This window comes from Planococcus liqunii, from assembly GCF_030413595.1.
GTDB lineage: Bacteria > Bacillota > Bacilli > Bacillales_A > Planococcaceae > Planococcus > Planococcus liqunii.
The window spans coordinates 3,585,521-3,603,497 of sequence record NZ_CP129238.1; the positions used below are offsets into that span (position 1 = coordinate 3,585,521).

Sequence of the window (17,977 nt, forward strand, 5' to 3'; positions counted from 1 at the left end):
ATCATTTAGTCCAATACCGGTAATCGGTGTTCGAAAAATCATAAAGGAATGGGGCAGGATAATATGAAACAGCAAATCGGCGTCATCGGTTTAGGCGTAATGGGCACGAACCTCGCATTAAATATGGAAAGCAAAGGCTATTCGGTCGCTGTCTATGACTACTGGACAGAACGGGTCGACGGGCTGTCCGTCAATGAGGCCCAAGGAAAAAACATCCAAGGCGCTTACAGCATCGAAGAATTCGTTTCGTCCCTGGAAACGCCCCGCAAAATTCTACTGATGGTCCAGGCGGGAGACACGACCGATTCGGTGATTGAATCGCTCATCCCCCACCTTCAAAAAGGAGATATCCTGATGGACGGCGGAAATTCGTTCTTCAAAGACACAAACCGGCGGACGGCGGCCATCGAAGAAGCCGGCCTGCATTTTATCGGCGCTGGCATTTCCGGCGGCGAGGAAGGCGCCCGCAACGGCCCTTCCATCATGCCGGGCGGATCGAAAGAAGCATACCTTCAGGTACAGCCGATCCTCGATGCCATTGCCGCGAAAGTTGACGGGACGCCTTGCAGCACGTATATGGGTCCTCTTGGTGCCGGCCATTACGTGAAGATGGTCCATAACGGCATCGAATACGGCGATATGCAGCTGATTTCTGAAGCGTATTTCATCATGAAACAGGCATTCGGCCTGAGCGCCGATGAAATGCATGGCATCTTTGCGGAATGGAACAAAGGCGAACTTGACAGCTACCTCATCGAAATCACGGCGGACATTTTGGCTAAGCAAGATGACGACACCGGCAATCCGCTTGTCGATCAGGTACTGGACGCAGCCGAACAGAAAGGCACCGGGAAATGGACAAGCCAAAACGCATTGGATTTGGGGGTCTCTCTTCCAATCGTAACGGAATCGGTATTTGCCCGGTTCATCTCCGCCATCAAGGAGGAACGTGTCGCGGCAAGCAAAATCCTAAAAGGGCCTGAAGCGGAAAAGCCGGCAGGAGATTCCGGGGAATTGATCGAAGCCATCCGAAAAGCGCTTTATATGAGCAAGATCTGCTCGTATGCCCAAGGCTTTGCCCAAATGCGCGCCGCTTCCGAAGAATACGGCTGGAATATTCCCTACGGCGATGTCGCGATGATTTTCCGCGGCGGATGCATCATCCGTGCCCAGTTCCTGCAAAAGATCAAAGAGGCGTTCGACCGCAATCCGGAACTGCCTAACTTATTGGTGGATCCGTACTTCCAAGGGATTATTGAAGAATACCAGCAATCCCTCCGCAACGTGCTGACCCTGGCCATCCAGCAGGGCATTCCGGCGCCGGCTTTCTCAAGCGCCTTGGCTTACTTTGACAGCTACCGCTCTGCGGTATTGCCGGCCAACATGATCCAGGCACAGCGGGATTACTTTGGCGCCCATACCTACAAGCGCATTGATAAAGAAGGCGTTTTCCATACAGATTGGTCAACTAATTAACATATAAGCCAATAAATCAACAATCCAATAAAATCGTTTACTGACATGAGTCCGGTTTTCTTACCGGGCTCATGTTTTTATTTGTGTTCACCGCCAATAGCCGGCAGAAACGGATATCCAGTGATTTCTTTAAAGATTTGTTAGGTATTTTCAGCCACTAATTGGCGTTTACGAAATGAAGCATCCCTAAAAAGTATATGCAAAAAAATCCTTGTTAATAGTTCTAAAGTATTTAGACTAAAGTCACACTACGAGGTACAATAAGGAAAATCATCTGAAAAAGGCAAACTTATCCGAAAGGGAAGGACGCAAAGCCATGAACCTACACACTGTTCTGCAGTGCACGGTCGTCAGGTTGCCAGGCACCCATTCTGTGGGCCTCGGCTCGCAGAATGGAGGAAAATAGAATGTTGAAAAAAGCAGCAATCACGTTCGTGGCCTTATTTTCATTAATGGCTGCCGCAATTCCGGGCTACGCCCAAGCAAGTGAAGTTCCCCAGCCCGTCCGTGCGACATGGCTTTGGAATCCCTGGATGTTCGTGAATGACGAAGCAGGCACCCTGGCATTCCTGGAAAGCAAACAAGTGAACAAAGTCTACGTCCAGATCGACCCGGACGTTTCAAAAGCGGCTTATGGCAGTTTCATCGGCAAAGCGAAAGCGATGGGAATCGCCGTTCATGCACTTGACGGAGCCCCTTCCTGGGCGGCACCAAAAGGCTATATCAACCAGGACCGTTTCTTGTCCTGGGTGACCGATTATCAAAACCAGGCGCCGCAAACAAACCGATTTGCAGGCGTTCACTTGGATGTAGAACCGTATCTCTACAGCGGCTGGAATTCCAACCGGGCAGCCACTGTGAAATCATATCAGGCTCTTCTGAAAAGAGCTTCTGCAACTACTGCGAAACTGGGGCTTCCGCTCGAGGCCGACATGCCGTTCTGGTTTGACGAAATCACTTACAAAAACACTTACGGCAACGGCCTGCTCGCAGAATGGGTCATCGCCAATACTGCTGGCGTGACGCTCATGGCATACCGTGATTCCGCACCGATGCTGATCGATATCGTCAAAAACGAAATGGCCATGGCCCAGCGCCTCGGCAAAGGCGTCGTCGTCGGCGTTGAAACCGGCGAGACCGATGAAGGCAGCATCATCACGTTTGCAGAAGAAGGCGAAGCCTTCATGAACCAGCAGCTTGCAGCAGTCGCTGCCCATTACACCGGCAATCCCGCCTACAAAGGCAACGCCATCCACCACGTCGGCAGCTGGATGACGCTTCGCCCCTAAAAAAATTCGAGACGCTTTGATGCATGCCATCAAAGCGTCTTCTGCTTGTTGAGAAAGATATAGAAAAAATTTCCCTTAGAATGTCTCCGATATTCCACAAACCAGCTGCGCTTGCCGCGGGCGAGCGCCAAGCCTCCTCAGCCGCTGCGAAAACCTTGTGCTCCTGTTGAGCGTTGCATCGCTTCGCTAGCTTCGTCGCAAATGATTGGGCAAAGCCCAATCATTTCTTGCGAGGTCTCGGCTGTCTCGTCGCTTACGCTGCCCCGCAGGCAAGACAATGGCTGAAGCTTGCGAAGCCATGTCTTTGCGACGAGCTTGCGCAGGAGCAGTAGGGTTTTCTCCGCTGGTTTGCTTCATATCGACAGTGAACTGTGAATAAAAAGCACGCATACTCATTCACTCTATCTGATAAAAAAAATTCTTTATTTAAAGAGTGAATGGAATGAAGCGGAAAGCGTCCACTTGGAGCGAAATGACTTAGAGAATGGAATGTTTCTCGACAGCCTGGAGACGCTTTGATGCATGCCATCAAAGCGTCTTTTTTATTGCCCTCCCTTCATTGCCGCTGCTTTTGCACAGTCGCCGCCTAAAAAACAAACTACACTGAAATTAAACAAGAGGTTTAATAGAAAAAATTTCTATTTATATACAACTTTACAGATTATTACTTTTTAAAAGGGCATCCCGTATCCCTTTATAGTATAATATCAACCATCTAGATATTTTTTTAAGAAGGTGACCAAGATGGCTAAAGCCAATTACAAAGCATTGCTTGCCAATAGAATGGAACAGGATTTTTCCAAATGGCTCGCACAACCACATGTTCAAGAACGGGAAGTTTACCGGTTTTTGCATACAATGAAAGGCACAGCTGGCACCATCGGGCTTATGGAACTGTCCGAGTTTTGCGGACATCAGCTGAATTCTTTTGCAGAAGACAGCACGGCGCTGCTGCCTGTCCAGACACTGAATTCCCTTATGGACACATTGACAGGCTTTTTCACATCCGAAGAATCCGTTCCGGAAAAAGCAGCAAACGCTAGTGAAGAAACGCCTGCCAAGGAATCGTTTGTACTGGTCATTGATGCAGACGCAGAATTTGCAGCTTCCGTGAAAGAAGCGCTGGAAGCACAAGGCATTCCTGTCGTCATAGCGCTCGATGGCCAAAAAGGGATGGAACTTTTCTATGCCCTGCAGCCGCAGATGGTCATTTTGGACCGGACTTTGCCGGATACCGACGGGTTCGACCTGGTGGCCCAGATTCACGAAGCGGCCAAAAGCCGCTTTCTTCCGATTGCCGTAATCAGTGCGGACGACCGGATGGAGAACCAGATCCGGGCGATGGAGATCGGCGCCACCGATTTTCTTGCCAAGCCCTTGAATATGCCCTTTTTCGCCGCTTACGCCAGCAACCGCCTGCGCACCCAAAAAGCACTTTCGCAAGGATCGCTTTACGATGACCTGACTGGTGCCGGCAACCGAACGTATTTCAACCAGGTATTGCAGCAAACGACCGCCTTGGCAGACAAGACCAAAACGGTTTTCACGCTCGCCCTGCTCGATTTGGACCATTTTAGCAAAGTGAATGGCACATACGGCCACTTGGCCGGAGATGAAGTTCTGCGCACATTCAGCAGGCTCCTCTTAAAAATGAAGCGGGAGTCGGATTATTTGTTCCGGTACAGCGGGGATCAATTCGCCTTGATCCTGCCGGATACAACCGCCAAAAAAGCCGCCGCGCTGATTGACCAAATCCGCTCCGCTTTTGCGGAAACCGATTTTTCATTTGCGTCATCTGAACCGTTTCAGGTCAGGTTTTCTGCCGGCATCAGCGAATACCGGAATAAACAGGATGCACCAGTGAACATGGCTGACAGTGCCTTGCATCAGGCGAAACAAAATGGCCGCAGCCAGACCATCATCTCCGGACGGACAGCGGATGACATCAGGCGCCACCTTAACCTCATCATTGTCGATGACGACTCCCTTGTGCGCCGGCTGGTTTCCAAGCAGTTTTCGGGCTGGAAGCCGGAAGATTTCGATCTTCGCATCGAGGAATATGTCGACGGGGCCAGTTTTGTGGAATCCCCATGGTATAAGCCCGAGGAAAACTACATGATCTTACTTGATGGCGTCATGCCGAAAATGGACGGCCTTGAGGTCCTGAATCATGTGCGCAGCCAGTACCCGCATGAAAACATCGTCATATCCATGCTCACTTCCCGCAACAATGAATCGGATATTGTCCTGGCACTGAAAAACGGGGCGGATGATTATATCGTCAAGCCGTTCTATGCCCAGGAAGTTGTGGCACGCGTCGAGCGGCTGACGATGAGGATGTTCAAATGAGCCTATATTTCGCCTTGATCCTGAGTCTCTCCCTGCTCCTTGCCCAGCTCATCCTGCTGCTTGTCCTGGCTTGGCGCAAACAAAAACTGGCCGCGAAAGAACAGGCCATTGCCGAGCAATACCTGGCATTAACCGATTCGTTCAGCTCTTATATGATGGATCCTGCCGATGACCGGTTCGTCCAGGAAATTCGCAGCAACCCGCACCAGACCGTCGTCCTTGAACGATTGCTGAACGGCTACGTGTCCGTGACAAAAGGCGGTGTCCATTCGCCGCTTGTTGCAAAGCTGTCGGAAGAGTTCCTGGCTGCCCATTATGCCAAACAGCTCAAGCGCAACCATTGGGCCTTGCGGATGAATACGCTGTACTTTATCGAAGACTTCCATATCGAGTCCCTCAAGCCCTTGCTGAAGGAAAAACTCCGCAAGAGCTCTCAGCTGGACCAGGAAAAGCAGCAACTCATCCGGACCCTTGCTTCTTTGAACGAACCGGATACCCTTTCCGTATTGGCGCAGTATCCCGATGCGCCTGTCCGCCTGTACATCGATGTGTTCAAGCGGCTCGAAGAACCGACAAGGCTCCAAGAGCTGGATGCCGCGCTGCGGAATGAACCCCAGAACAAAGCGCGGAAGCATGCCGCGATTTCCTATATCGGCATGGCCGGCCTGATCGCCTTCCTTCCCCGCATCGAGGAAGAATTGGGGACCCAGGAAGGGGAATTGCGCATCCAGGCTTTGAAAGCCGTCCTGAATTTGCAATACTTGAGCGACCCCGGCTTATTGCTGCCTTTTTTCCAGTCGGCTTCCTGGCCGGAGCGGATGTATGCCTCCCGGATCGCCGGAAGGCTGCAATTGTCCCGCTTCAAAGAAGTGCTCAGCGATTTGCTCGGCGATTCCGTTTGGTGGGTGCGCTATTCTGCAGCCGAAGCGCTGGTCCAGTTTTCGGACGGAGATATTCTGCTTGCCCATCTGTCCGCCAATCATCCCGACCGCTATGCCCGTGATATGGCAGACCAGTGGAAATCGTCCCAGTTAGGAAGTGAAACCTGATGCAAAGTTTTTTCCAAATTACCGCCTATGCCATTATCGCGTATATGCTTTTTTCAAGTTTGAGTTATTTGGGCTTCTTTATGCTGGCATTCCGGAAAGTGAAGCGGGAGGATAAACTTGACCGCAGGGAATCCACCGAGGACTTTCTCCGGAACCAGAATACGTACCCGGTGTCGATCCTGGTGCCTGCCTATAACGAAGAAGTCGGTGTTGTCAGCACGGTCCGATCTCTTTTGGCGCTGGAATACCCGGAAAAAGAAATCATCGTCATTGACGATGGATCGAAAGACGAGACGTCCAACCGGATGATTTCTGAATTCCAGATGAAAGAGATCCAATTCGCTGTGCGCACGCATATCGAAACCGCCGAAGTCCTGGCAATCTACCAGTCCACCATCTTCCCTTTTATCCGCTTGATCAAAAAAGCGAATGGCGGAAAAGCGGATGCCCTGAATGCGGGCGTCAACTTGTCTTCCTACCCTTATTTCTGCGCGATTGACGGGGACTCGATCCTGGAAAATGACGGACTCCTCAAAACGATGAAGCCCATTATCGAGTCCGATGGCCAAATCATCGTGACCGGCGGATCTGTCCGGATCGCCAATGGCTCCACCATTTCCCGCAGCAAAGTGGAAGTGATCAACCTGCCGAAGAGTCCGGTCGTCCTCATGCAGATCGTGGAGTATTTCCGTGCCTTCCTGATCGGCCGGATCGCATTGAGCCACATGAACATCCTGCTGATCGTCTCCGGCGCATTCGGCGTCTTCAACAAAGAGCGCGTCATCCAAGCGGGCGGATACAACAAGAACACCGTAGGCGAAGACATGGAATTGGTCGTCCGGCTGCACCGCCTGCTCCGGGAAGAAAAGTCCAAGCAGCGCATCGAATACATTCCCGACCCCGTGTGCTGGACCGAAGCGCCGGAATCGCTCGAGGTGCTCCGTTCGCAGCGGATACGCTGGCAGCGCGGTTTGTTCGAAACCCTGTGGTCCCACCGCAAAATGATGATGAACCCGAAGTACGGCTCGGTCGGCCTGTTGTCGATGCCTTATTTCCTGCTCGTGGAACTTCTCGGGGCAGTGTTCGAGTTTGTCGGGTATTTCATCATATTCGGGGGTATTTTCTTCTCGCTCGTCGATACGACTACAGCCGGCATCCTCTTTTTAGTGACGGTCTTCTACGGTTCATTCGTTTCCGCACTGGCTGTCCTGCTGGAGGAATTGACGCTGCATAAATACCCGAAAGCCTCCCATCTGGCGCGCCTCTATTTCTGGGCGCTGACCGAAGCGTTCTGGTACCGGCCGCTCATGGTCGTGTGGAGAGTCCAGGGAATCTTCGCTGCGTTCCGCAAAAAGGCCCATTGGGGCGACATGAAACGCAAAGGAATCTCATCTTAGTTTTAGGAGGCGATGTACATGAAGAAAATACTGGTGGCAGATGATGAAGACATCTTGCGCATCCTGATTTCCGATACGCTCGAAGATGATTTTGAAATCGAGGAAGCCGAAGACGGCAAAGAAGCGCTGGAGAAAATCCGGGAGAACGATTATGACTTGGTCATCCTCGATTATATGATGCCTTACCTGACCGGCATGGAAGTGCTCGAACAGGTCCGGAAAGACCAAAACAATACCCGCGTGCTGATGCTGACGGCTAAGGCCCAGGATGCAGACCGGGAACAGGCAATGCAAAAAGGCGCGGATTATTTCATGTCCAAGCCGTTCAGCCCGATGGAACTCCTCGGACTGGTAGAGAAAATATTGGTTTCCTAACAAAAACGAACAGGCCCCTAGCGGACCTGTTCGTTTTTCGTTGCAGCCTTTTCGAGCTGGCTGCCATTTAATTGTCGCCGTCTAAAACAGGCTCTTTTTCAGGGTAGAAAATAACGCCGCTTTCATGCTGGCCATCGAGCAGTTTTTTCATCACTTTCGATAAATCGACCGGTGCATAGGGTTTCGTCAAGTAATGGCTGATTTTCGTGATTTTCTGGACATCTGCCACCGGATCCAAAGCAGATGAGATCACAATCGGGATATCCTTCGTTTCTGCATCTTTCTTCATCATGTCGACCAAGTCCCAGCCGCTCAATTCCTCGCCGAGCATGATGTCGACGACCGCCCCGACAAGCGGGGAGCGTTTCGCCTCTTTGAACGCTTCTTGCGGACTCGTGTGGTAGATCACTTTAAAGCCGTTCTGCTTCAGTTCCTCCGACAGCAGCAGCGCAAGGCTCATATCGTCTTCAACGATCATCACCGGCGGATTGCCTTCTGTCCCTTCGTGATTGGTGTATTCCACCGTCTCCGACAGCAGCGGCAGTTCAAAATGGATTGCCGTGCCCTGCCCTTCCTCTGACTCGATCCAGATCGTTCCGTCGTGCTTCTGGATAATTTCCTGGCAGATGGCAAGGCCGAGGCCGGTTCCGCCGATTTTCCGGCGCGAACTATTGTCGATCCGCTGGAATTTAGAGAATAGTTTCGAGATGTCTTCAGCCGGAATGCCGATGCCTTGGTCCTGAATCGACACGTGCAGGTTTTTCGAATCATTTCTCAAGGAAATCGCCACGTTGCCCCCCTGCGGCGAGAACTTGATGGCGTTGCCAATGAGATTCATCAGCACCTGCGCCAGGCGCTCACGGTCTCCTTCGACGATGACATCGGAAGCGTCATCGATCAGGACGATTGGATGCGTCATCTGTGTTCGGAATTTCTCCGCCGTCTCGATGATCATTTCGCTCATCGACAGCTTGTCCATGCGATAGACCTGGTTGCCGGACTCCATGCGCTGCAGATCCAAAAAGTCATTGATCAGATTGGTCAGGCGCCGCGCTTCTTTGTAGATCGTCTTCAAATAGCGTTCCTGTTTTTCCGGCTTCAGCTGCTTGTTCAACAGCAGTTCAGTGAATCCGAGCACACTCGACAGCGGCGTCCGCAGTTCGTGGCTGACGGTGCTGACAAGTTCGGATTTCATCTTGTCCACTTCGCGCTCCCGTGTCACATCGCGGTGCACAAAAATCGTTCCCGTCTTCTCCTTGTCCACTACAACAGACGTGCTGTAGACATCAATCACGCGTTCATACGGTTCATTGACGGTGTATTGGAAAGCATTCGAGGTGAAATTTTTCCCGTCGATGCATTTGCGCAGGAATGCCAGCATTGCTTCCGGAGCTGTCGTCTGTTCCGCCATCGCATGGATCCAGATTTCCTGTTCAATATTCGCATCAAGCGGCACATCGCCGCAATCCAGCATGGTGTACATCGTCTGGTTGCGCTGCACCATATTGCCGTTCTTTGAGATAAACTGAATCCCTTCGTTGATGTTGTTGATGATGCGTTCGTTAAGCGTCCGCTCGTGGATGGCGGCGTCGTACAATTGAATGCGGTCGATTGCCAGATGGATCCGGTTCAGCAGTCCGCTGATGTCCAGCTCTTCTTCTTTCGAGAACGTCCGGCCCACACGGGACAAGCCAATGAGCGCGATGTTTTCCTGCGCTTCGTTCTTCACGGAAGCGTACAGATCGCTGATATACACTTTCCCCATCGCAATGCCTTTCTCATGATGCGCTTCCCGCTGCATCACAAACGATTCACGGCCCTTCAGCCGCTCGGTCAGATACGGGGTCCGCTCGTCCCGGAACTGCAGGAACATATCCTCTGTAAATCCTTCCAAGGCAAATTCCCCAGTCTTTGGCAGCCACAGCACCCCGCTGTCGATTTCATAGGCATCCTTGAAATACCGGAGCGTCGCGTCGGCCAATTTCTGCTTGTCCAAGGTGAAGGACAGAATGTGATTCAGATCGTTGTACCGGATGAGCCGTTCCTTCGCCTTTTCGGTTTCCTCCAGCGATTCTTCCAGTTCGGCTTGCTTCGCCTGCAATTCGCCCTTGTTCAGCAGCAGCGCCTGGTTCTGCGTCGTCAGCTCTTCCTGATTTTCCCGGATGGTCTGAATCATATTATGGAACGTCATCGATAAAACGCCCAGTTCATCCGAACGGGCAAGCGGCTTGTACGCGACTTCCCCGCCGCCGACAAAGCCTTCGATCGATTCCCGCATGCCCTCTAAAGGCTTCACGATATCATTCAGTGCGCGCAGAATAATCAGTGCAATCACCACGAACAACAGGACGAACAATAGCGTCAGCACAAAGGCGAAATTCTCCGCATCGTTTAAGATATCCTCGTTCAATTGCCGCAAGCCCGCTTCAGAAGTCGTCTCGTACTCATCCGCAAAAGCGACGAACTCGTTCACCGCAGCGTTGGTGCCGTCGCGCGAAAGCTGACGCAGCCGAGCATAGTCCTCCGCCCGCACAGCTGCGATCGAATTCGGCAGGACTTCGCTTTCATAGGTCTCAAGAAATGCGCTCAAATCCGCAATCGGCTCCCGCTCCTCCGCGGTCAGCGACAACCGGTTCATCCCTTCGACCGTATCCTTCAACTTATTGAGCTCCGCATAGGCAAGCCCCAATTCCCGCTCATTCTGGAACGAATAAAAGCCGCGGATGCGGAAAAACAACTGGTTCAGCGAACCTGAAAGTTCCTTCAGCTTCTCCTGCTTCTCCAGCAGTTCGGTGTACTCGACCAATTGTTCCTCCTGCTGCTTGTTCATATAAAAATAAATTCCGGCAATCAATAACGAACAAATGAGCAAGGAAGAAAAGGTCAACCTCAAATATTTATGCCTGATGCCTTTTTCCGATAAATTGCGCATGCATGTGCCTCCTGGATTCTGTTTGCTTCCATTCCTGTTTTGGGGTCTATCCTATCTACATTGTAATGCAATTTCCAAAAATACGCTTTTTTATTTTCACAATATATGACAATGCGCTGACGAACAGACTCCCGTCAAAATGGCTGCTCTTTTTGATCCCGTTTTAACTTGGAAAAAGCTTTTAATGCGGAAAAGCAGCAGCGTCTGATAGAAGGGGTCATTCCACTTTATGAATGTAAACAATAAAACAGCACGCGGATTGGCCATCAAGGCCTTAACGACCCGATGCATCAGCGTGCTGTTTTTTTATCTTGATCATGAAAAGCCACTAACCGGTGAAGTTATTCGAACAGCGGGCTGACCGGCTTTTCGTTGTGGACGTGCTCAATCGCTTCCGCCAATAGCGGCGCAACCGACAGGATCGTCATTTTGGAAATGCGTTTCTCCTGAGGAATCTGGATGGTGTTGGTGACGACCAGTTCCGTGATGGCCGAGTCTTCAATCCGCTGAATGGCGGGGCCGGACAATACGCCGTGCGTGCAGCACGCATAAACGGCTTTTGCACCGTTTTCAACAAGGACATTGGCCGCCACAGCGACGGTAGAGGCCGTATCAATGATATCCACAATGATGATGACGTTCTTGTCCTGGATATTTCCGACAATATTCACCGTTTCGGGCTGTCCCGGCCGCATCCGGCGCTTGTCGATAAAGCCGATCGGCACGTCGAGATGGTTGGCCAGTTTGCGGGCTCTGCCCAAGCCTCCGTTGTCCGGAGCGACGACTATTGCGTTTTCCAGATTCTTGTTGTGCAAATGCTCCGCCAAAACCGTTCCGCCGAGCAATTGGTCCACTGGAATATCAAAGAATCCCTGAAGCTGCGGTGCGTGAAGGTCCATCGTGATCACACGGGTAGCTCCTGCTTTCTCCAGCATGTTGGCCACCAGTTTTGCCGTGATCGGCTCACGCGAACTCGCTTTCCGGTCCTGCCGCGCATAGCCGTAATACGGAATGACCACCGCGATGCTTTCCGCGGATGCCCGCTTCAGCGCATCAATCATGATCAATAGTTCCATGATGTGCTCATTTCCCGGCTGCGATGTCGACTGGACCAAAAAGACTTCCGCCCCTCGGACGCTTTCCTCGATATTGATCTGGACTTCCCCGTCGCTGAAGCGCGTGATGGAACTCTTGCCCATTTCACAGCCAAGCAGCTCGGCGATTTCCTGAGCCAACTCCGGGTTTGAATTTAAGGTGAAGAGCTTAAAGTTTTTTCTTAATTGATATGGCAATGTGTGGTCCCCCTCCGCATAAACTCTTTTCGTAAAAGCTGATAGCTGACCTTTTATTTTGAAGGTTCATGAACATGCATATAACTTGCAGCAGCTGATTTTATAATACCTTTTTGATGGCATAATAGCCAACAGTTAAAAGGGATTTTCAGTTTTGATGAATTGGAATAGATGGTTCTCTAAAAAATAAAAAAGCGGCCCTTCCTCCCAGAAGGAGAAATTGGCTGCTTTTATCATAGCTTGTTTCTTAACACAATGTTCATTCACACAGATTGTGCAGCTTCATCTGCACGCTCCACTGAATCGGGATTGTTTTTATACTTGAAACTGATGGCAAACAAGACGCCAAGAATAAGGGTATAGGCTCCGAAAACCAACCAGATGCTTTGCCAGTCTTTTATGCCGTCCACCGTAAAATAATCCACTACCTGTCCGCTGATCACAGCGCCCAAATAAGCCCCAAGTCCGTTCACCATGGTCATGAATAAGCCCTGGGCACTGCCGCGAATCCGGCGGTCCACTTCTTTATCTACAAACATCGATCCGGAAATGTTAAAGAAGTCAAACGCTACCCCGTATACGATCATCGATGCCAGCAATAAGAGGAATCCAAAGCCAGTCGGGTCTCCGAAACCTAATAGTACAAAACGGAGGGTCCAGGCCGCCATACTCAGCAACATGACCGTTTTAATTCCGAATTTCTGCAGGAAAAACGGGATGGCCAGGATGAAGATGACTTCTGAAAATTGTCCAATGGATAATAAAATCGATGGATATTTCACAGCCAGACTATCTTCATAAGCAGGATTCAGCCCAAAATCATGAAGAAACGGGTTGGCAAACGCCAAGTTGATCTGTAGTGCCGCACCGATCAGCATGGCAAACAAGAAAAAGACGGCCATTTTCTTTTGCTTGAACAGGACAAAAGCGTCGAGTCCCAAACGGCTTGTCCACGACTTGTTCACCTTATCATTTGATGTCGGGCAATCCGGCAGAACCAATGAAAAGAGTGCCAGAAAAATGCCAGCCCCTGCAGCAATGTACAACTGCATATTGCTCAGCTCAAATCCGCCAAGACTGATGAGCCACATGGCAAAAATGAAACTGACGGTTCCATATACACGGACAGCCGGGAATTCTTTCGTTGTATTAAGCCCTGCTTTTTCCAACCCAATATAAGAAATGGTATACGACAAGGAAATCGTCGGTACGAAAACCACCGCGTTAAAGAACATCACCCAAAACATAACCGTCGGGTCCGAAACTTGTGCGGCTATAAGCAAGAAAATCGCGCCGATCAAATGACAAATGCCATACAGCCTATTCGCTTTCATCCACCGGTCAGCGATAATGCCGATCAGGCTCGGCATGAAAAGTGATGCCAGTCCGGATGCGCCGTAAATGGTCCCGACTTGTCCGCCGGAAAAACCTAAGGTGTTGATCATATACGAGCCAAGGGTCACGAGCCAGCTTCCCCAGATGAAAAACTGGAGAAAGATCATAATTTTGAGCCGAGATTTTATAGTCATTGTTTTCCTCTTTCACATTTAGTCGTGTTCATGCTGTATGTTTCCATCCGTTAAGCTTTTTTGGCCAGTTCGGTCATGTAATCAAAAAACGCATCGCGGTCCACGTCGTAAACGACATCGACCGGCCGTCCTTCAGCGGTTTCCACTGTACGGCCCTGGCTTGGCCCATCTGTGTGGACGATGCTGTTGATGGTCTGCACTTTCACCAGATCCGGCTTGCCGACAAACGCAGTGGTCAGCACATCCCACAAATAATAGGTCGAGTTCGTCGAGAAGTGGACAAGCGGCGGCACCATGGCATAGCACTGCCCCAGAAAATCCAATCCAAGGTGTTGGCGTTCTTTCGCCCAGCGCTCACGCACGTCCAATGTCAGCGGAACCTGGTTGGTGCTTTCAAGCGCCACCAACTCGATTTTTATGCTGCTGTCCCAAACACGGGCTGCCGCTTCCGGATCCCAGAATACGTTCCATTCCGCAGTTCCGTCATGTTCCGGTTCGTGTACGTTCCCCGCTTCACGGAACGTGCCGCCCATCCAGACAAGCCGTTCAATCTTCTCTTCGATTTCAGGTGCTGCGTCCAGTGCACGGGCAAGATCCGTAAGAGGTCCCGTAAACAACAAGGTCGTTTTTCCTTCCGTCGCTAAAACCGTTTCGGCCAAATGGAGATGCGCCAGTTTTTCCGCCACGGGTGTTTCCACTTTTCCGGATTCATTTAAAATCGGCAGTGCGTCCACGTAAAACGCATGCATGCGCCAATCTTTCGGGAATGGATTTTTAGGGCGTGAATTTGACTCCGCTACATCCAGGCCGCCCTGTCCAAAGCGGTCGATAATTTTCCGGCTTGCGAACATCGCCGGTTCCAAATAACAGTCTGCCGGAATGACGGAAACGCCCGTCAGCTCCACCGTATCCATTTTTAATAATAAAAATAACGAAACCAGGTCATCGACTCCGCCATCATGGTTAAAGTAAATTTTCTCTTTCATTTTTCCCGTTCCCTCCGTGGTGACTGTTTTTTTGTCCTTCACCCAACTGCTTTCCAGTTGGATCACGCGAGTAATGCCATTGCTGGTTCCACGCCAATAGTTCCCAAAATCCCCTGGCATCATAAAGAAAATTTTTACTTCCAAAAATAAAAAAATGCCCCGGCAGCAACCGGGACATTGACTAGGGAACGTGTAAATAAGGGAAGAATCGATTGCTTCTTCCGCTGAACACATACCTCGTAGTCAAACCCTTTACGGTGGCTTGGTAGAAACTATCGGGCCATATCCCCAATCTTATACGACATTATTCGCTATTAAATTCGACTTAATACTAACAAGAATTTTAGCCATGGTCAATCAAAAAGCAAACAATTATAATATTCTTCATTAACATTGTTCGTATTTTGAAGCGTTTTCATTGCATTTCCTGTAAAATATTTATAAATTTCCGCAATAAAGGGATGGACCCAAATTCCGAGGAATTTGGGTCCATCCCTTTATCTAAATGTTATGAGTTCCTGTATTGTATATTGTTCTAATTTACTGATATAGAGGCCGATTTTCTTTCAAAATAAGCATGCAGCCGATATTCAGCTATCTCGCCAGTCCATTTGTACAAGCACTCGTTTTCTTCATCGGAAGGCTGCAATTTGAAAAGGAATGTCCCATCCTCAAAAGCCACAATGCCGTCTTTTGCACTCCCACTCCATTTAGTCATGGGCATTAGCGATACCAAATCCGCTATCTTCTTCTGATCATACTTCCGAAGCTTTTTCCCTTGAGCGTCGCTAAAGTCAATATTCATGCGATAGTCCTTTTCAGTTAAGTACCGGTGAAAAAACGGAGCTGCTTCTTCCGGAGTTATTGGCTCCAACCATCTGTTTTCCTCTTTTGAAAGCATATAACTCAGCACGACCATCTTATAGCTTTTGACCATGCCGGTCTTTTCAACTTCCAAAAGCCAGTTCTTGTAGTTCAGCCATGCGTCTTTTTCTTCTTCTGTCAGTTCACCTGCATAGGCCAGCATTCCAAAATAGCTGCCGAATTCCTGTTTTACGGTTTTTGAATCGGCATTGGCATGCAAATGAAATTCCAGATACGTCGGACGGCTTCCTAGTTCTTTTTTCAATTCCCGGTAAGCCGCAACAAGTGCTTCTTTTCGAGGCGCTCTTTTTCTTCGCATTTCCTCCAGCAGATCGATCACTTGCAGATCCAGGTTGAATTCACACTGAACCGGCACAAGCGGTTGAATGGCTTTATTCCCCACTGCCCTTTCTTCTTTATCAAAGACCGCCAGTTTCAAATCAGCATTGCGGTAATTTCCGATGAAATCGATGATGACACAATGCGATTTTCCTTCTGCTATCCGCAAGCCCCGGCCGATTTGCTGCGTATAAACCGACAGGGATTCGGTCGGCCGGATGAAAAGAAGTGTATCCACTTTTGGAATATCGACGCCTTCATTGAATAGATCCACCGTGAAAATAATTTCAAGTTCTCCGGAATCCAATTTAGTGCGGGCCGTTTTGCGCTCTTCCGGATGAGACTCACCGTGAAGCGCAATCGAGCTAGTTCCCTGATGCCGAAAAAAGTTACTCATATAAACGGCTTGTTTCACTGAAGAACAAAAGACAATTGTTCTGGTCTGCTTATACCGGTTCCATTCATCAAATATTTTCTGCGCAAAATCTTCACGGAGCTGGACTTGAAGCAATTCCTGTTCATCGTACCGGGTTCCCCGCCAAGGAATCGCCGAATAATCCGTATCGTCATAAACCCCGTAATAATTGAACGGAGCCAGCCAATTGCGTTCAATTGCATCAAGAAAATGAATCGAAATCGCAACGTTCCCATCGCATAAGGCATATACATCCTTGTTATCCATCCTGTCGGGTGTGGCTGTAATCCCCAGCAAAAACTTCGGTTCGAAATGATTCAGCAGGCGTTCGTAAGTCGGAGCTGCTGCATGATGAAATTCATCCACGACAATCAAATCAAAAGCATCCTTTTCAAAGCGGTCCAAATGGTATTGGCTTCCCAATGTATAGATAGATGCAAAAATAAAATCTGCATCCGTCCTTTTTTCGGAAGCATTGTAAAAAGCGCTCGACCGCTCCGGATGAACGTGCTTGAATGACTGCTCTGCCTGGGCAAGAATTTCTTCTCGGTGCGCGACAAATAAAACCCGTTTAAATTTCTCAGCTAAAAAAGCAGCCAGGTATGTCTTTCCCAGCCCAGTCGCTAACACCACCATGGCCCGACTGTAATCTTCAGCCACTGCGTTTTCCAAAGCATTCAATGCCTCCTGCTGGGCAGGTCTTGGAGAAATATCTATACTGTAAGGCACGGGAGTCTCTGCCACTTTCAGCAGTTGCGGGAAAGCTGGTCCTACCGTCATCTCGATTTCTTCCGCTTCCGACCATACCGGACTAATCGGGCGCTTAATATTCGCTTCTTTATGTAAGGACCGATACTCAGCCAGTGTCTCCGCATTCAAAGGCACTGTCTGATCGGCATAGAAATACTTATGAAACTGCGTAACCGCTTCATCAAAAACTTCCGCATCAACAGTTGTCGGTGCAATCAAGTTCCACTCTACACCCGAGGTTAAAGCAGATGCCGATAAATTTGAGGAACCTACAACGAGATGTGAAGTCTCAGTTCCCCTGAACAAATAAGATTTTGGATGAAAGGAAGTTCCGCCGCTTTTCCAGATCCGGATTTCTGCAGAAGGCACTTCTTCTAGCAGCAGTTCAAGAGCCTCTGCCTGTGTCACAAAAAGATAATCGCCTACTAGTAGTTTAACCGTCACCCCTCTTTCGGTTGCTTGCTGCAAGAAAGGGATGATCTTTTTCACTCCAGATTTCATCGCAAAAGCCGTAATCCAATGAATCTCGACTGCTTCTTGTGATAACCGCTCTAAATGCGATAGCAAATGAGAAGTCACCAATTCCAGCTTAGTCATCTTCAACCTCAATTAAGAAGATGCGCTTTTCGAAGCCTCCACGTTTTTCTGCTTTTGCCCTACGAATTTTTTCAAGGCCTTCAAAAGAAGAACCATGGATTTTTGTAGCTGCGTAGAGAAGTTCAAGTATATCCGCTAATTCCTCTACTGCTTCTTCATTGGTTTTTGCTTCTTTGTATTCTGCGAGTTCTTCGCTTAATTTCTTTTTTAACTCAATTTCATATTCCTTTTCCTCAAGAATACGAGACGATAATTCTTTTCCCGTCTTTTCAATTACTTCAGGTATACGATCACGTACTAGCTTGTTATAAATCGGCATACATTTCTTCCTCTCGTCA

At 49.5% G+C, this 17,977-nt stretch carries 12 protein-coding genes and 2 riboswitches; of the genes, 6 read left to right on the forward strand and 6 right to left on the reverse strand.

Annotation, left to right across the window (positions count from 1 at the left end):
• The first annotated feature begins 63 nt into the window (after positions 1 to 63).
• The 6 genes from gnd (at position 64) to QWY22_RS17740 (ending at position 7,935) form a co-directional block, all read left to right on the forward strand.
• On the forward strand, positions 64 to 1,476 hold the full coding sequence (gene gnd / locus QWY22_RS17715; protein WP_300982125.1) for an NADP-dependent phosphogluconate dehydrogenase: 1,413 nt from the start codon (positions 64 to 66) through the stop codon (positions 1,474 to 1,476).
• A gap of 272 nt (positions 1,477 to 1,748) precedes the next feature.
• A riboswitch (cyclic di-GMP riboswitch) is annotated at positions 1,749 to 1,839 on the forward strand.
• Between the two features lie 44 nt (positions 1,840 to 1,883).
• Positions 1,884 to 2,765 (forward strand): amidase, encoded by an 882-nt coding sequence (locus tag QWY22_RS17720; RefSeq protein ID WP_300982126.1) that lies wholly within the window; start codon positions 1,884 to 1,886, stop codon positions 2,763 to 2,765.
• Positions 2,766 to 3,509: 744 nt separating this feature from the next.
• Positions 3,510 to 5,114 carry a GGDEF domain-containing response regulator gene (locus QWY22_RS17725; RefSeq protein ID WP_300982127.1) on the forward strand — a complete coding sequence of 535 codons (1,605 nt, stop codon included), beginning with the start codon at positions 3,510 to 3,512 and terminating at the stop codon, positions 5,112 to 5,114.
• Positions 5,111 to 6,163, forward strand: a complete 1,053-nt coding sequence (locus QWY22_RS17730; RefSeq protein ID WP_300982128.1) for a HEAT repeat domain-containing protein — start codon at positions 5,111 to 5,113, stop codon at positions 6,161 to 6,163. The genes QWY22_RS17725 and QWY22_RS17730 overlap by 4 nt, the downstream gene beginning before the upstream one ends.
• Positions 6,163 to 7,560, forward strand: a complete 1,398-nt coding sequence (locus QWY22_RS17735) for a glycosyltransferase family 2 protein (RefSeq protein ID WP_300982129.1) — start codon at positions 6,163 to 6,165, stop codon at positions 7,558 to 7,560. The genes QWY22_RS17730 and QWY22_RS17735 overlap by 1 nt, the downstream gene beginning before the upstream one ends.
• Before the next feature lie 18 nt (positions 7,561 to 7,578).
• Positions 7,579 to 7,935: a response regulator transcription factor gene (locus tag QWY22_RS17740; RefSeq protein ID WP_300982130.1), complete on the forward strand. Its 357-nt coding sequence runs from the start codon at positions 7,579 to 7,581 to the stop codon at positions 7,933 to 7,935.
• A gap of 67 nt (positions 7,936 to 8,002) precedes the next feature.
• Here the strand turns inward: QWY22_RS17740 and QWY22_RS17745 are convergent, their stop codons facing one another.
• From QWY22_RS17745 to QWY22_RS17770, 6 genes are all read right to left on the reverse strand, one after another.
• The gene (locus QWY22_RS17745; RefSeq protein WP_300982131.1) at positions 8,003 to 10,867 is read right to left on the reverse strand and encodes an ATP-binding response regulator; all 2,865 of its coding nucleotides are present in this window, start codon (positions 10,865 to 10,867) and stop codon (positions 8,003 to 8,005) included.
• Between the two features lie 341 nt (positions 10,868 to 11,208).
• A complete protein-coding gene (locus QWY22_RS17750; protein WP_300982132.1) occupies positions 11,209 to 12,159 on the reverse strand; it encodes a ribose-phosphate diphosphokinase in 951 nt (316 codons plus the stop codon).
• Positions 12,160 to 12,422: 263 nt separating this feature from the next.
• Complete coding sequence (locus QWY22_RS17755; RefSeq protein ID WP_300982133.1) at positions 12,423 to 13,688, reverse strand: nucleoside permease; 1,266 nt, start codon at positions 13,686 to 13,688, stop codon at positions 12,423 to 12,425.
• A gap of 50 nt (positions 13,689 to 13,738) precedes the next feature.
• Entirely contained in the window at positions 13,739 to 14,674 is a 936-nt protein-coding gene (locus QWY22_RS17760) for a nucleoside hydrolase (RefSeq protein WP_300982134.1), read from the reverse strand.
• Between the two features lie 220 nt (positions 14,675 to 14,894).
• Positions 14,895 to 14,996: riboswitch (purine riboswitch) on the reverse strand.
• Positions 14,997 to 15,209: 213 nt separating this feature from the next.
• The gene (locus tag QWY22_RS17765) at positions 15,210 to 17,639 is read right to left on the reverse strand and encodes a DEAD/DEAH box helicase family protein (RefSeq protein ID WP_300982135.1); all 2,430 of its coding nucleotides are present in this window, start codon (positions 17,637 to 17,639) and stop codon (positions 15,210 to 15,212) included.
• Positions 17,632 to 17,958 (reverse strand): nucleoside triphosphate pyrophosphohydrolase, encoded by a 327-nt coding sequence (locus QWY22_RS17770; RefSeq protein WP_300982136.1) that lies wholly within the window; start codon positions 17,956 to 17,958, stop codon positions 17,632 to 17,634. Before QWY22_RS17770 ends, QWY22_RS17765 begins: the two co-directional genes overlap by 8 nt.
• Between the last annotated feature and the right edge of the window lie 19 nt (positions 17,959 to 17,977).

Coding starts and splice junctions, on each gene's coding strand:
- QWY22_RS17745 (WP_300982131.1), bottom strand. CDS start 10,867: ATGCGCAATTTATCGGAAAAAGGCATCAGGCATAAATATTTGAGGTTG.
- QWY22_RS17760 (WP_300982134.1), bottom strand. CDS start 14,674: ATGAAAGAGAAAATTTACTTTAACCATGATGGCGGAGTCGATGACCTG.
- QWY22_RS17755 (WP_300982133.1), bottom strand. CDS start 13,688: ATGACTATAAAATCTCGGCTCAAAATTATGATCTTTCTCCAGTTTTTC.
- QWY22_RS17740 (WP_300982130.1), top strand. CDS start 7,579: ATGAAGAAAATACTGGTGGCAGATGATGAAGACATCTTGCGCATCCTG.
- QWY22_RS17765 (WP_300982135.1), bottom strand. CDS start 17,639: ATGACTAAGCTGGAATTGGTGACTTCTCATTTGCTATCGCATTTAGAG.
- QWY22_RS17720 (WP_300982126.1), top strand. CDS start 1,884: ATGTTGAAAAAAGCAGCAATCACGTTCGTGGCCTTATTTTCATTAATG.
- QWY22_RS17735 (WP_300982129.1), top strand. CDS start 6,163: ATGCAAAGTTTTTTCCAAATTACCGCCTATGCCATTATCGCGTATATG.
- QWY22_RS17725 (WP_300982127.1), top strand. CDS start 3,510: ATGGCTAAAGCCAATTACAAAGCATTGCTTGCCAATAGAATGGAACAG.
- gnd (WP_300982125.1), top strand. CDS start 64: ATGAAACAGCAAATCGGCGTCATCGGTTTAGGCGTAATGGGCACGAAC.
- QWY22_RS17730 (WP_300982128.1), top strand. CDS start 5,111: ATGAGCCTATATTTCGCCTTGATCCTGAGTCTCTCCCTGCTCCTTGCC.
- QWY22_RS17770 (WP_300982136.1), bottom strand. CDS start 17,958: ATGCCGATTTATAACAAGCTAGTACGTGATCGTATACCTGAAGTAATT.